Origin of the sequence: Thermophagus sp. OGC60D27 (assembly GCF_052400625.1) — a bacterium.
Lineage (GTDB): Bacteria > Bacteroidota > Bacteroidia > Bacteroidales > Marinilabiliaceae > Thermophagus.
The window spans coordinates 33,942-49,900 of the sequence record NZ_JBQTGH010000018.1; the positions used below are offsets into that span (position 1 = coordinate 33,942).

General features: G+C 41.9%; 12 protein-coding genes. 9 read left to right on the forward strand and 3 right to left on the reverse strand.

The window, feature by feature from the left end:
- From ACT29H_RS15805 to ACT29H_RS15845, 9 genes are all read left to right on the forward strand, one after another.
- A partial coding sequence (locus tag ACT29H_RS15805; protein WP_444822625.1) for a hypothetical protein occupies nucleotides 1-243 on the forward strand: 243 nt, incomplete at its 5' end.
- A gap of 126 nt (nucleotides 244-369) precedes the next feature.
- Nucleotides 370-1,377, forward strand: a complete 1,008-nt coding sequence (hemH, locus tag ACT29H_RS15810) for a ferrochelatase (RefSeq protein ID WP_444822626.1) — start codon at nucleotides 370-372, stop codon at nucleotides 1,375-1,377.
- 356 nt (nucleotides 1,378-1,733) lie between these two features.
- The gene (gene sucD, locus ACT29H_RS15815; RefSeq protein ID WP_444822627.1) at nucleotides 1,734-2,603 is read left to right on the forward strand and encodes a succinate--CoA ligase subunit alpha; all 870 of its coding nucleotides are present in this window, start codon (nucleotides 1,734-1,736) and stop codon (nucleotides 2,601-2,603) included.
- 450 nt (nucleotides 2,604-3,053) lie between these two features.
- Nucleotides 3,054-3,809 carry an SIR2 family NAD-dependent protein deacylase gene (locus ACT29H_RS15820; RefSeq protein WP_444822628.1) on the forward strand — a complete coding sequence of 252 codons (756 nt, stop codon included), beginning with the start codon at nucleotides 3,054-3,056 and terminating at the stop codon, nucleotides 3,807-3,809.
- 158 nt (nucleotides 3,810-3,967) lie between these two features.
- The gene (fabG, locus tag ACT29H_RS15825) at nucleotides 3,968-4,714 is read left to right on the forward strand and encodes a 3-oxoacyl-[acyl-carrier-protein] reductase (protein ID WP_444822629.1); all 747 of its coding nucleotides are present in this window, start codon (nucleotides 3,968-3,970) and stop codon (nucleotides 4,712-4,714) included.
- A gap of 203 nt (nucleotides 4,715-4,917) precedes the next feature.
- A complete protein-coding gene (locus ACT29H_RS15830) occupies nucleotides 4,918-6,081 on the forward strand; it encodes an iron-containing alcohol dehydrogenase (RefSeq protein ID WP_444822630.1) in 1,164 nt (387 codons plus the stop codon).
- Nucleotides 6,082-6,096: 15 nt separating this feature from the next.
- Nucleotides 6,097-7,149 carry a DUF6340 family protein gene (locus tag ACT29H_RS15835; RefSeq protein ID WP_444822631.1) on the forward strand — a complete coding sequence of 351 codons (1,053 nt, stop codon included), beginning with the start codon at nucleotides 6,097-6,099 and terminating at the stop codon, nucleotides 7,147-7,149.
- Nucleotides 7,133-8,563: a D-alanyl-D-alanine carboxypeptidase/D-alanyl-D-alanine endopeptidase gene (dacB, locus tag ACT29H_RS15840; protein WP_444822632.1), complete on the forward strand. Its 1,431-nt coding sequence runs from the start codon at nucleotides 7,133-7,135 to the stop codon at nucleotides 8,561-8,563. The genes ACT29H_RS15835 and dacB overlap by 17 nt, the downstream gene beginning before the upstream one ends.
- A gap of 429 nt (nucleotides 8,564-8,992) precedes the next feature.
- Nucleotides 8,993-9,757 (forward strand): amidohydrolase, encoded by a 765-nt coding sequence (locus ACT29H_RS15845; protein ID WP_444822633.1) that lies wholly within the window; start codon nucleotides 8,993-8,995, stop codon nucleotides 9,755-9,757.
- Between the two features lie 230 nt (nucleotides 9,758-9,987).
- On the opposite strand, the gene ACT29H_RS15850 is transcribed toward ACT29H_RS15845, so the two are convergent.
- From ACT29H_RS15850 to ACT29H_RS15860, 3 genes are all read right to left on the reverse strand, one after another.
- On the reverse strand, nucleotides 9,988-11,526 hold the full coding sequence (locus ACT29H_RS15850) for a SusD/RagB family nutrient-binding outer membrane lipoprotein (RefSeq protein WP_444822634.1): 1,539 nt from the start codon (nucleotides 11,524-11,526) through the stop codon (nucleotides 9,988-9,990).
- A gap of 19 nt (nucleotides 11,527-11,545) precedes the next feature.
- A complete protein-coding gene (locus tag ACT29H_RS15855; protein WP_444822635.1) occupies nucleotides 11,546-14,749 on the reverse strand; it encodes a SusC/RagA family TonB-linked outer membrane protein in 3,204 nt (1,067 codons plus the stop codon).
- 813 nt (nucleotides 14,750-15,562) lie between these two features.
- Entirely contained in the window at nucleotides 15,563-15,952 is a 390-nt protein-coding gene (locus ACT29H_RS15860) for a DUF4469 domain-containing protein (protein ID WP_444822636.1), read from the reverse strand.
- Nucleotides 15,953-15,959 lie beyond the last annotated feature (7 nt).

Below are 15,959 nucleotides of genomic sequence, written 5' to 3' on the forward strand. Positions count from 1 at the left end.
GGGTTTATGATCAGCATTAAGACCTTTATGATCGACCTTGAGGGGTTTATGATCAGCATTAAGACCTTTATGATCGACCTTGAGGGGTTTATGATTAGCATTAAGACCTTTATGATCGACCTGGAGGGGTTTATGATTAGCATTAAGACCTTTATGATCGACCTGGAGGGGTTTATGATCAACATTAAGACCTTTATGATCGACCTGGAGGGGGTTATGCAGACTATTATGTCCGATTTATAAAGCCTGGAGCAACAAATTTAGTTGATTGGTTGTTCCTTTTCTCAAAAGGCTTTTTCGCAATTTACAAATTCAGTTAAGAACGATCGGAAATTTTTTAATTTAGATGCCACAGAAAACATAAAAATCATGACCAAAAAAGCTCTTCTCCTAGCCAACCTGGGATCACCCAATTCATTTAAAGTCGGAGATGTTCGAAAATATTTACGAGAATTCTTGATGGACGAAAGGGTGATCGATCTTCCTTTCCTCCCCCGTTGGCTATTGGTCAATGGCATTATTGCCCCATTTCGTGCGCCGCGAAGTGCAAAAAAATATCAAAGCATATGGACTGAAGAAGGCTCACCCTTGATCGTCCTGACCCAAAAGCTGGTTGAAAAGGTGGCTCATGCAACCAAGCTTCCCGCCTATATGTGTATGCGGTATGGTTCGCCTTCGCCCAGGGAGGCCTTTGAAAAAATTGTTGCTGAAACCCCCAATGTAGAAGAAGTGGTTTTATTTCCGCTTTACCCCCACTATGCCATGAGTAGTTACGAAACGGCTGTGGAACATGTGAAAGAGACATGGCAAAAGGGTAATTACAATTTCAGACTCAAGATTGTTGATCCTTTTTACAACCATCCTTTATATATCAAAGCATTGTCAGGGACCATCCACCCCTTTCTGAAGGATCAGTTTGATCATCTCTTATTCAGTTATCATGGCATTCCCGAACGACATATTCTGAAAAGTGACCCAACAGGACACCATTGTTTGAAAGTTCAGGATTGTTGTCAGACATCATCCGAAGCCCACCAATTCTGTTATCGACATCAGGTCTTTGAGACCACCCGACTGGTTGCCAAAGAATTGAACCTATCAGACAATCAATACAGTATTTCATTTCAATCACGTTTGGGCAATGACCAATGGCTAGGACCTGCCACAGCGGATATGTTATCGCTGCTGCCGTCAAAAGGAGTCAAGAACTTGTTGGTAGTAACCCCGGCCTTTGTCAGTGATTGTCTGGAAACATTGGAAGAGATTCGGCAAGAAGGACGTGAAACATTTATAGCTGCAGGAGGCGAAACCTTCCGCCATATACCCTGTTTAAACTTAAATGATGATTGGGTAAGGGCCATCGCGAAAATGATATAGATGCCCCTTCCTATTTTTACCTTTTACCCTCCTCATGAGAGTCGATTTCTACCCGCCCGGTCATTTAAGGCAATTAGGTATTGAAGCATACTCGCCATTGGCCAACAGCAATGTAATGAGACCGTCTCTCTTCATCAATAACCGTTGAGCAACAGAAACGAATTGAAACTACAGATAATAATATACCCATACTTGTAGCGTGCGGGGAAAGAAAAATCTCCTCTTTCCCACCCCCGATTTCTTCAGCTGATTTTTTTAGGTAAAAAAACAAAATTAAACCCTTTGGCAGGTTAGAATGTTAACTGTTTATTATGAATTATATTAAATTAAATTCAAACCTTTCAAATTAGCAATGTATGAGTGTACTGATTGATCAAAATTCCAAGGTTTTGGTACAGGGTTTTACCGGCCGCGAAGGCACCTTTCATGCCGGATTAATGATAGATTACGGGACCATGGTATGCGGTGGCGTAACCCCGGGAAAAGGTGGCACCCAACACTTAGGTCTTCCTGTTTTTAACACTGTTTCAGAAGCGGTAGCAGCAACCGGAGCCGACACTTCGGTTATTTTTGTGCCTCCTCGTTTTGGTGCCGATGCCATTATGGAAGCTGCAGATGCTGGCATTGAGCTGATCGTAGCAATCACGGAAGGAATCCCCGTCTCCGATATGGTGAAAGTGAAGCATTACTTATCTTCTCGCAAAAGCAGGTTGATAGGCCCCAACTGTCCGGGCATCATCTCTCCGGGAAAAGCCAAAGCAGGCATTATGCCGGCCTTCATTCATAAACCGGGAAACATTGGTGTCATCAGCCGTTCAGGAACACTCACTTATGAAGCGGTCGATCAACTTACAAAACTGAATCTGGGACAAAGCACCTGCATCGGCATCGGCGGAGATCCCGTAATTGGAACCACGACTCTGGATGCCGTTCAACTATTGATGGATGACAAAGACACGGAAGGAATTGTTATTATTGGCGAAATAGGTGGTGATATGGAAATAGAAGCCGCCAGATGGATTAAAGAACATGGCTCCAAACCCGTGGTCGGTTTTATTGCCGGACAAACAGCGCCTAAAGGACGAAGGATGGGACATGCCGGGGCCATTATCGGAGGCAAGGAAGATACCGCAGCGGCAAAAATGAAAGTGATGAAAGAGTGTGGCATTCATGTGGTGGATTCACCGGCCCTGATCGGTCAGACGATGGCCGCTGTCATTAAATAGTAACGTTTATTGGAGATGAATATCAAAAATCAGAATTCAGAAAATCGATATAAACAGGAATAGCACTCAGAACTATCAAAATGGATGGAAGTTCCTTTTCGCAAAATGAGTTGTATCCTATCTGAAGGTAGTTAAAGGGAGGCTTTCAATAGGTCTTTTGTCGACTAATTTGTAATTTTGACAAAACATATTGGATAGGTCAATAGGTCAATAGGCCAATAGGTCGATAGGCCTATAGACCATTAGGTTAATAGGTTATTGGGTTATTGGGTTGTTAAACAATGATATTGAGAAAATCAAAGAGGTTGATGAGATTGATGTGCGAAACAGACTAACTATTAACCACTAACGACTGATGACTAATCACTAATGACCAACCACTAATCACTGTTGACTAATAACTATTTTTTAAATTCCATTAGACCAGCAAGTTAAATAAACGATATAATAATGGAAGACGATCTTATTGAAAAATCGGTAGAAAGCCTACGCCATTCTAAGTACACATTTGCATTTACAGGTGCTGGAATTTCAGTAGAGAGTGGCGTCCCGCCTTTTCGCGGGAAAAACGGAATATGGTCCAAATACGACCCTCAGGTATTGGATTTGGATTATTTTTATGCCCACCCTCTTGAATCTTGGAAAGTCATCAGAGAAATTTTCTATGATTTTTTTGGAACGGCAAAACCCAATCCGGCACACACCATACTGGGTGAATGGGAACACAAAGGTTTTCTAAAGTGTGTGGTAACGCAGAACATTGATAATCTGCATCAGGCCGGAGGGAGTAAAAACGTATATGAGTTTCATGGGAATGCACAAAAAATGGTTTGCACCAAATGTACCCATCGATTTCCGGCCAGCCAGGCAAATTTTGAAGAACTTCCTGTTACCTGCCCCAAATGTGGAGGATTAGTAAAGCCCGATTTCGTCTTTTTTGGAGAAGCCATTCCATCCGATGCTTACACTGCAAGCCTTGAAGCAGCGCGTAAAGCAGATGTTTGCATCGTGATTGGTAGTCTCGGAGAAGTGATGCCGGCTGCTATGATCCCCATGGAAGCCAAACGAGGTGGGGCAACCATTATTGAAATCAATCCCGAAGCCTCAAATTTCACCAGTCAGATTACTGATTTTCATCTCAAAGGCGGCGCTTCAGAGACCATGAAGCGTTTAAATGAACGACTTTTCCAGCAGAATAAAAGTTGACATTCTTTTTACCTGCAACACAGGATTAGTCACGATTTAAAGTAAAGCTCACAACAATTTTTTTCTATTTGTGAGTTTCTATTTATAAAACTTTTAACATCTTTACCCATCCAAAAATAATATTGAACAATAATTTTGGAATTTAAAAAGAAATAATAATGAAGTTATTAGAAGGAAAAACTGCAATTGTTACCGGCGCAGCCCGGGGAATTGGTAAAGCTATTGCTTTACGATTCGCTAAAGAAGGATGCAATATTGCTTTTACCGATCTTGTCTATAACGATGCAGCCAAAGCTACCGAACAAGAAATTGCCGGATTAGGCGTCAAAGTAAAAGCTTATGCCTCCAACGCTGCCAATTTTGAGGAAACCCAAACCGTGGTTGAAGAAATTGTCAAAGATTTTGGGCAAATAGATATTTTGGTGAACAATGCCGGAATTACCAAAGACACATTATTAATGCGTATGACCGAAGAACAATGGGATGCTGTTATTAATGTGAACCTGAAATCCGCCTTTAATTTCACCAAAGCCGTTCAAAAAACCATGCTGAAACAACGCTCCGGTTCGATCATTAATATGAGCTCGGTGGTTGGGGTAAGCGGGAATGCCGGTCAGGCTAACTACAGCGCTTCCAAGGCAGGATTGATCGGGTTTACCAAATCGATTGCCAAGGAATTGGGTTCTCGCGGTATCCGCAGTAATGCCATAGCGCCTGGTTTCATCATCACCGAAATGACCGGTGCTTTACCCGATGACGTTAAAAAAGAGTGGGAAAGCAAAATACCTTTGCGTCGGGGAGGAACTCCTGAAGACGTGGCTAACACTTGCGTATTCCTGGCCTCTGACCTCTCATCCTATGTTACCGGTCAGGTCATCCATGTTTGTGGTGGTATGAATACTTGATATTGGCTATAATTTACTATATTAGAAGGTGCTTTCAACAGAAGGCGCCTTTTATTGTTTTAATATAGTGAACCATCCCTACAAACCATTTTAGCAACCAATGAAATGAGCATGACAACGTAGAGTTGTCACAACAAGAACATGTATAAACTGATGGTCATGCGAGTTCCATCAGACCAATGAATTAATCTAATTTTATACGGATGAAAAATTTTAATTTTCACACTCCAACAAAGATTTTATTCGGAAAGAATAAAGTCGTTGAATTAGGCCCTGAAATCAAACAATACGGCTCAAGGGTCTTATTGGTTTACGGAGGAGGTTCCGTAAAGAAAATCGGGTTGTATGATCAGGTGATAGAACAACTCCAACGTTACAATTTACATTACGTAGAGCTTAGCGGAGTTCAACCCAATCCTAGGCTAACATCGGTTAAAGAGGGTATTCGGCTGTGTCGGGAGCACCACCTCGATTTCATATTACCCATCGGGGGTGGCAGTGTAATTGATGCATCCAAAGCCATTGCTGCAGGCGTCAACTATCAAGGAGATCCATGGGACTTTATGATGCGCAAGGCAAAGGTTGATAATCCATTACCCATCGGCACCATTCTTACCCTTGCCGCCACAGGATCCGAGATGAACGGCAATGCCGTTATCACCAATGAAGAAACACAGGAAAAGAGAGGCATGGGCAGCGATTTATTGCGACCGAAATTTTCCATCCTCGATCCGGTCTATACATATAGCGTAAACCGTTACCATACGGCCGCAGGAACGGTGGATATGATGAGTCATATTTTTGAAAATTATTTTGCTCCCTCCGACGGCACCTTTGTTCAGGATGCCATTGCCGAAGCCATATTAAAAACCTGTATCAAGTATGGCCCTATAGCTCTTGAAGAACCTGAAAACTATGAGGCGCGAGCCAACCTGCTATGGGCCGGTAGTCTGGCGCTTAATGGTCTGACGGTAACAGGGAAGCTAATGGGCGACTGGGCAACGCACGGCATTGAACATGAAGTTAGCGCCATTTATGATCTTACCCATGGGGCAGGACTCGCGATTATCCATCCAGTTTGGATGAAATATGTTTTGAGCGAAAAAACCGCACCCAAATTTGCACAAATGGCACGAAATGTGTGGAATATAGAAGACCCTGACGACCAGTCGGCCGCCGAAAAAGGCATCGATTCCGTTCGAAGATTTTTTTCTTCTCTGGGTATGCCTGCCACCCTTTCGGAGGTTAATATTCCTGATGATCATTTTGAGGCTATGGGAGAAAAAGCCTGCGTTTTTGGGCCCATTGGAAGTTTTAAAAAGCTTATGGCCAAGGACGTGGTAGCGATCCTAAAAAACGCCCTCTAAACTAAATTGTGCTTCATGTACCGAATTAAAAATTGGAGTTGTTTTGCACTCATACTTATTCTATCAGGCTGCGTATCTTACACAACCATTGGTTTAGACGTACAGAAACCGGCCGGAGTGGAAATCCCCGTTGATATTGCATCGGTAGTGGTGGTAGATCATGCACCTCCATTTACCAAAATCGATAGTGGTATCCACAAAATCATTTTACCCGGTAAAAAATATGTGGTAGACACCATCCTTCTGAAGGATTTTGGTAAGTTAGCCATTGAAAGTATGGCGGAAGTATTAAAAAGCAAACAGTTTTTTGATTCGGTACATGTTTATCCCCAAAAACTAGATCCGGTTTCCACTTATTCCCTATCTCCTTCTTTATCGACCGAAACCTTAGACTCAATATGTGATCGTTATAATGCTCAGGGATTAATTGCTCTTGACTATTTCGATTATGGTACGACCCTTCAGGTTTCTGAAGCTCCTGATATTTATTATTCCACCTTGGATGCCCGTAGTCGTACCAGATGGAAAATTTACAATCGTTTAACCGGAAAGACGCTGGATGTCCATGTCCAAAAAGATACTATTTTCTGGGATGGTATAGGCTACTCAATCACCGGTTCCGCGGCAGAGCTGCCACCCATTCGGGAGGCATTAAAAATGGCGGCACAACATGCAGGTGCTAAATATTCGGATTACGTAGCTCCCTCATGGGAATCACAGTCAAGGCTCATTTACATTAAGGGACACCCCTTATTTTACAAAGCTTCTGAATTGGTTGCCAACAATCAGTGGGAAGAAGCCGGTCGAATATGGTATTACGTTTATCTAAACGGATCACCCAAGCAAAAGGCCAGAGCGGCTTTTAATCTGGCCCTTAGCAAAGAAATGACTGGCGATTTTCGTGAAGCAGCAGCATGGGCTTGGAATAGTATGGAAGAATATGCCCCCATGGGTAATCTTTCCGTAACACAAGCAGAAAAAGATGCCTGCAAATCTTATTATATTCTTCTTGCACAACGCATCCAGGAGAAGAAAAAAATTGATAACCAATATGGTATTGAAGAATAAAGGATATTCTCTGTCCCACACACTGTTTATATTGTTCTCTCTAGTATTCCTTCCTTCCCAGGCCCAAAAACCCGAAGGACTCCCTGATTATGCTTCCGTTTCAGCTCTGGTAAAGGACCTTTGCACAGGAGAAGTGGTAGCCGCTCATCAGCCTAAAAAAAACAGGCTAACGGCAAGCCTTATGAAACTGGTGACAACCGCCACGGCGCTGGATCTTCTTGGCAAAGATTTCAAGTTCGCCACCAGACTATGGTTCACAGGATCCATCCACAATGGCACGTTGTACGGCGATCTGATTATTGAAGGCGGAGGTGATCCCACTTTGGGTTCACGGTATTTTCCCAATCAACATCCCGATTCGGTCCTCTTACGGGTCAAAAATATTTTGGAAAAAAAGTGTATAAAAAAAATCAACGGACAGATATTCGTTGATGAAAATTATTTACAAGGTTCACGTTATCCCTCGCGCAGACTGTGGGAAGATATGGGTAACTATTACGGTGCTCCCCCGGCTGCATTAACCTGGAGAGACAACTCGTTGACCGTAGTATTGAAATCTCCCCCCCAAATAGGAGCCAAATGTCGCGTTGTATCCGTTTTTCCACAGCCAGATAATATAACCTTTAACTGCCGCGTAATATCTGCAAAACACAACCGTGACAGCGCCTATATTTATGGTCTTCCCGGTCTTGACATGTGGGAAATCAGAGGATCAATACCGGCCGGACGAAATCACTTCGTCATAAAAGGAGCATTGCCGGAGCCCGGTTTGACCTTTGCTTCGGAAGTAGGTGCAATCATGGATAAAAACGGGAATATACCCATCGAAAAGATCACATCAACAAACATAACTACCAATATTCAATTGGCTGGTGAAATAGAGTCCCCACCATTATCAGAAATTATAAAAGAGCTCAATCAACATAGTCTTAATCTGGCCGCTGATCATTTGTTGATTGCTCTCGGGAAAAAAAGGGCATCTCAAAACATATCGGAATGGGATTCAGGCCTTCAACAAATTAAACACTACTGGCAACGCAAAGATGAACAGTTCTGTCTCAACATTAAAGACGGCAGTGGTCTCGCCCCTCAAAGTACATTGTCACCAGCTTTTCTGGTCGAAATGCTCACAACTATTTATCAGGATAGTTTACTTTTTGAGACTTTTAAAAACTCCCTGGCTATTAGTGGTGAATCAGGAACCTTAAAACACTTCGGAAAGCAGGCTCCTTTAAAGGGAATTATTTATGGCAAAAGTGGTTCCATGAAAGATGTGTTGGGATATGCCGGATATATCTTTCGTAACAATGAACATCCGCTGGTTTTTTGTGTGATGGTCAATCATCACGGAAAGAAAAACAGTGATATCAGAAAATGTCTTGAAAATTGGCTGGAAAAAATAGTTCAACCATGAAACGAGCTTGACCAGGAATGTTGGTCACAACAAGAATATGTATAAAAAATTTAGGCAGAAGTGCACAGGATGGAAAGGCTAATAGGCTATTAGGTCAATAGGCCGATAGGTTGATAGGTCGATAGGCCAATAGGTTGATAGGCCAATAGGTTGTTAGGCGTTGAGATTGAAGGGATTGAAGGGATTGAAGGGATTGATATTCTAAAGTGCTAATATCAAGTTATTGTTACTGTTAAACATTAATCTTATATCTTGTATCTAATAATCTAAACATCTAGTATTTGATTTGCTAATAGCCTAACCACTAACATTAAAAAAATCTATATCAATGAAACGAGCATGGCAAGAAGACTTTCCACAATAAGAATATGTATAAACTAAAGCCATGCAAGCTCCATTACACCAATGAGTTATATAAATTTTATACGAATGAAAATAGCCCTGATAGAGACATCGTTGTACTGGTGCGACATTGACAGAAATCTGAAACATTTCCAAAATCTGATAGAATCAGTCGCTCCAGATTGCAAAATGGTATTGCTCCCTGAAATGTTTTCAACCGGATTTACGATGCAACCGGAGCAACTACAGGATAATAATCTTCAAAAGGTACCCTTATGGTTTAAAGAGATGGCAATCAAGCAATCAATGGCCATTGGTGGAAGTTCTGTTGCCCACATTCATAACAATTATTATAACCGTTTTTATTTCGCGATACCCGGTGGAGAACTCCACCATTACGACAAAAGACATCTTTTCAGGATGGGCGAAGAACAACACCACTACACTGCCGGCAATGAAAGAAAAGTATTTGACTTTGAAAATTGGAGAATTTCTCCCCAAATTTGCTACGATTTACGATTCCCGGTGTGGAGTCGCAACCGTAATGATTTCGACATGTTAATCTATGTGGCCAACTGGCCTGCATCCCGTCAGGATGTATGGACAACACTTCTCAAGGCCCGTGCCATTGAAAATCAATGCTATGTAGCAGGCGTTAACCGTACCGGGACAGATCCGCAGGTAGGCTATGCCGGTGGCTCGGTGGTCTACTCACCAAAAGGAGAATCAGTTAGCTACGCAGCAGACATTAATCCATCCATAATATATGCAGATATTAACCTCGAAGAGCTGAATCGATTCAGACAAAAATTCCCTGCATGGAAAGATGCTGATGATTTTGAGTTTCTCTAAATAAGTTTTGATTCATTTGCTGGGTATATTTTAAGGGGAAATTTGGACGCGGAAGACGGAAATTGAAGCCAGATACTTATCAAATTGATGAAAAAAAAATAAGTTGATGTGCTAAATAATACTCTTTGTTCCATATTCTGGGTCTTTCCCCTCTACAAAAAAAGGGGCAGCGCATCAAAGCACTACCCCCCAGAAACTATTACGGGAAGTAATAGTTTTTCAATAAATATTTATTCCATCCACCAGAGAGGCGTATCCATTTCGTCACCACCCATATTAACAATGGCATCTTCAAGGTTAACACTGTTAACGCTGGCTTCGTTAAGCAGATATTTCACCCTCGTGGGAACATCAACATCCAGATCCACAATAGGCTCGAAAGTAAATGTTTGTTCCATAACATCCAACACCTCTTCATCGTTATAATATTCGGTGGTAACGGTATAAGTTTCACCAGGTTTAATAAGCGTAGTGGGATATCCTGTACGACGAATCTCTGACCAGGCCTCATAAGGCTGCATATACAAGGCAATGTATTTTTGTGTCATAACCGTCTCTTCCGATGCCGGTGGCAAAGCATTCACATAATCCTCAATATCTAAACTTTCCACATCCCACTTACTCATGGAGGCCCTAACACCCTCTTCATACAAAGTTTGGTCCCAACCGTTAAGTTCGCTGAGGATAAAGCATACTTCGGAATATTCCATATACACTTCCCCGTACGTAGGAGATAGCACAACATCGCCGGGTAGTGATTCATGCTTATATTCCCTAACCTTATCGTTTGAGTTGGCCATCGGAACCCCGTAGTAAAAACCATCTCCATTGGGTGCAACATATATGGGCAGACGCGGATCTTCCATGCCAAAAGGACCGCGATTACCTTTCAACAACTCAACAAAAGAATAGGAAGGCGAAAAGTCGGTACGGTTTTCCACATAGAAAGCACGGTACATCGGCGCACCATTCAAGGCTGAATTCTCAAAGTAAATCACGGCATTATCTTCATTGGATTCGAAGACTCCCTGCGCCAATGCATCGGCAATATGCTCGGCTGCCAGATCGGGTTCTACATCTTTTATGCGGTTGGCTATCCTTAACCGCAGAGAGTTGGCAAATTTTTTCCACTTGGTAGCATCGCCATTATAGATATTATCACCATTTATCATATTGGCATCTTCAATTATCATTGCCTGAGCCTCATCCAATTCTTTCAAAAGATCAACATAAATATCTTTCTGACGGGCATATTGGGGCGTCAATACCCCCTCATCACCATAAAGTGCATCAAAATCCTGATTGTTTGTACCGTAAGAATAGTAAGGAATATCACCCCAAATATCGGTGGCCAGTTGAAAAATGTAAGCAAGCATAATTCTGGCAGCGGCAATCTGGTTCTCATTGGGGGCATCCAATGCGGCATCTATCTTCAATTCCGGATCGGTATTAATATCAATAATGGATTTCAGATCACGAGCATTGGCATAAAGATCATCCCATCCGCTTTTATTAACTGTTTCACGGTAAAGGAAACGATCTTCCTCGGTATAGTTTACCTGGTTCCAGTACTGGACCCATAACAGAGCCATACGTCCTGAAAACCATTCATCACGGGTATCATTCATCAACTGTTTTTGTACCCTGGACATTAGGCCGGAAGTAGGCGGAACACCCGGCTCATTGGGATTCTCAATATAATCGACTTCACAAGAAGTGAAAAAAATAGCTCCCAACACTAAGCAGGCTATATATTTTGTTATTCTCATAATATACTTTCTTTAACGGTTAAAATGTAATCTGAAGATTTATACCATATGAACGGGTTGCAGGGATCAAACCCCCTTCAATCCCCTGAATATTTCCTGAACCTCCAACGGTCGACTCTGGATCAACACCATCCTGATCCAGTCCCCACACAAACAGGTTTTGTCCGTACAGAGACACCCTGGCTTTTTGTATAAAGCTGGCCAGTTTAGGCAAATTATAACCCAGGGTTACCTCACGAAGTTTCACATAGGAGGCATCGAAGAAACTGGTAACACTCGGTGTTCCGTTTCCATGATAAAAATATGCGCCATACTTAGTTCCGGCAATTCTAATATTGTTGGGCTCGCCCGTCGGTAACACCCCGGGAACGATGATACCGTCTTCACGTATGGTGTTGCCGTTAGAGGTGGGGGTAGCAGTTGCTTCCAACATTCCAGAATACATTCCCCACATGTGAGAAAGAGAGTAATAAGTTCCACCTTGTTGAATATCCAACAACACACTGACATCAAACCTTTTAAATCTAAAGGCATTCCGAATACCCATATTATAATCGGGCAAAACCGAACCAATGGCTTTTAGTTCTGAAGGCTTGTAAAATCCGGTTTTGGGATCAATAACCTTATTACCATCATCGTCATACACATAATCATATCCCCACAACATTTGATAAGGATCACCTACCGATGCATTTAGGTAGGCACCGCCAAAGGGGGCTGCGGCAAGCTGAATTTTATCCAACCCTTCCGGCAAATACAGCACCTTACTGTCGTTGGTAGCAAAATTCACGCTGAGGTCCCATTGGAAATCCCCGATTTTAACAGGTGTACCATACACCAAAAGTTCGATTCCTTTATTTTCAATTTCTCCCGCATTAATGACTTTGGAAGTATAACCGGTGGAACCACTGATTTCGATGGGAACAATTTGATCCGTAGTGTTTCTCTTATACCAGCTAACGTCAAATCCTGCACGATTATTGAGGAACGAACCTTCCAGTCCCAATTCGATTTCTGTTGTAGATTCCGGCTTCAGATTAGGATAGTTCAATCTTTCATTATTGGAGAATTGACGCGTATTATTAAACGCATCTCCTACAAGATAGGTTTGATTCACCCGATAGGGCTCAGTTCCATTCCCGGTACGAGATATATTAAATCGCACCTTGGAAAAATTCATCCAGGGCAGATCCACTAATTCGGAAGGAATAAAACTGAATGATGCAGCAGGATAAAAATAGCTGTTATTCCCATTGGGCAAGGTAGAATCAAAATCTTTTCTGGCGGTAATATCCACATAGGCCATATTCTTAAATCCCACACTAGCCACGGCAAACCAGCTGTTAACTTCGCGTTCTTCCTTATAGGATTCAACCACCGGCATGTTATTGGAATTGTTGATATTCCACAAGCCTCCAATGGCCAGACCACCATCTGTTTCAGCATTAATCTTGTTATATTCTGACACGCGACGGTTTGCCCCGAATGAACCCATGAGACTAAAATCTCCAATGCTTTTATTATAGTTTATTTTTCCTTCATAATTGGTTTCAATAAACTGATGGGTACTGGTTTTATATGAGGATAACGCTTGAGATCCGGGGGCTGTTCTTTCCCGGGTGTTGAATGTATAAGTGTCCAAATAAACATTCCCTTCCACATTCAAATCATCGGTCAGATTAATGGTTACCCCGGTAGTCCCAAAAATTCTCTTCCGATCGTCATCGGAATAATTTTCATTAGCAATCCAATATGGGTTATCCGAATACAATGGATTGGAATTGCTTGCCGATACCCGGTTCCAGGTGCGTTGGGTGCCGTCGGGATTTTTATAATTTTTTAATTTTTCCATATCCAACTGACGTTGACCCCATTGGAAAAACTTCTGGAAAACAGAATTGTCAGCATACCCAAAGGTGGGTCTTCCTTTGGTATAAGTATCCACATAGGTCATAGTGGCGTTAACATCTATCAGGTCTTCGAAGAAGCTAGACGTACCGTTAATATTAAAGGTATGTTTATTCTGCTTAGAGTTAGGCATAGTACCGGTTCTGCTAACGTTGGTGTAACCTACGCGAAGGGCCGAATTTTCATTGCTGGTGATTACTGAAACAGAATTCTGATAGGCCACTCCGGTTTCAAAAAAGTCCTCCACATCATGAGCAGAGGCTGCCCAAGGTCCGGTTTGAGGTTTGGAAGTAATGCCTTGTTCATAATCGTAGAGACCCCACCAGTGCAAAACCTGACGGTTACTATCAAACCGGGGCCCCCAGCTTTCATCGGTTGAATAATCGACAACGTCATAGGTGGTGCCGTCGATGGTTACCGTTCCAAAACTATCATTATCATAGACATCGGTATCACTATCATAGACAGAACCTCCACCATATTTATCCTGAAGCTTGGGCAAAACCGACACTTCTTCAAAAGTAACGCCGGTATTTACCTCTATTCTAAAATCTTTTTTCCCTTTTTTCCCCGATTTGGTGGTAATCATAATCACCCCATTCTGTCCACGGCTACCATAAAGGGCAGAAGCAGCACTTCCTTTTAATATATTGACGCTTTCGATATCATAGCTGTTCAGGTCGTTCGCCATCGAGCCATAATCTATACCGCCACCGCCATCCTGGGTATCGGTAGTATTAAAGTTTTGGTTATCCAGCGGCACACCGTCTATTACATACAAAGGCTGGTTATTCCCTGTTAAAGAGCTGGCACCACGAATCAACACATTTTGCGATCCGGCAAAGTTACTACCCGAAATCTGAACACCGGCCACTTTACCTGCCAATGCAGAAATAGGACTCGAGTTGTTGGCTGCTGTCAATTCCTCTGCATCCACTTTCTGAGCAGCATATCCCAACGATTTTTTCGATCGGGATATTCCCAAAGCGGTAACCACCACTTCATCCATCGCGATAAATTCCGGCTCCATAACAACATCAATGGTTGCTTGTCCAGCAATGGCAATTTCCTGCGTCTTCATGCCAATGAACGAAAAAACCATCGTTTCGGCATCATTCGGAACATTCAACATATAGGAACCGTCACCCAAAGTCACAGTTCCAAGGGTAGTTCCCTTCACAAATACCGACACCCCGGGAACGGGATCGCCGGTCTCACTGTCTGTTACTGTTCCCCTTATGGTTTGTGTTTGAGCCATTGCAACCCACCCACCAAATACCATGAGGAACGAAAGCGCGAATAGTACTTTCTTCATAGAAATTAGGTTTAAAATTTATTAATAGGACATATAATTAGAATTACTGTTCACTTATTATTAACGTAACAAGTAAATAGCATCATCTTCGACACACAGTGAATCAAAATAAAATCTTTATAGAATTATAAGCCGATTAAGCTCTTCAGAAAGTTCAATTAGTAACCCAGAGAAGTTTTTTGTTTCATGATCAATTACAAATATAGCAGACATTACTTTTATTTCCTAACTTTTCAAAGGCTTTATTGTTATACTTATTAAAATTTCCTTTTATATCAGTACGAATTCGAAACTTCATCAAAAAGCACCATTTTATTATTTTCCAAAATGTTCATTAATTAGAATTTTAAATTATATAGTGCATCCTTACCATTCTCGTATCAAATAATATATTCAACAAAAAATAACCCATACGATGACACAAACTCAATTTCTTTTCGGATCCGAAACAAGCTTCATACAACCTGACGGAAAACAATTTAGATATAACAACTTTTGGGTAATAGTTCTTTTAAGAAAGAAAAACAAATACCAGCCTGAAGGAAATCTCATGACGAAGTTCTAATGGATTTTTCGGGATAAACAACTAAATCCTGCTTTCCAACCACAAACCAATTATCACCTTAATTTCCTCATCCGTCAAACAATTATATCAGTCGCGGACAAACAACTGTCTCGACTGCGGGCAAACGACTGTCTCGATTGCGGACAAAAAACTGAGTCGGGTGCGGACAAACGACAACAACCAGTTATTTCCTATAGCAAAAAGGGCTGTCACATAAGTGACAGCCCTTTTCCGCTGCATATAAATCATTAGCTAATTAAAACCAAAATTGGGAGAATCGCACTCCGCGGATTTCGTAATAATTTTCCACCATATCCGTATTGCGTAGTGACGGACACCTCATATTCACCGGGTTCGAGAGTATCAGGGACCAGAATAATAAGACGAGAAGGCTCATTAACCACGATATACTCACCGCTAATTTTAACAGATTCATTGGTGTCGGTTTTGGTAAAGTAGAAACCTACATCTTCATGGTCCCCGTCGATTTTAATGGCATTCCCTTTTATTTCGGCGTTACGCCCTCTGGTGAGATTACCATCGGTATTACCACCAACGCTATTGGTAATGTAGCCTTCCCCGCAAATTGGACAGCTTAAAATTAGACAAAATATTAATTTTAAGCAGTCAAAAAACAGTTATGAA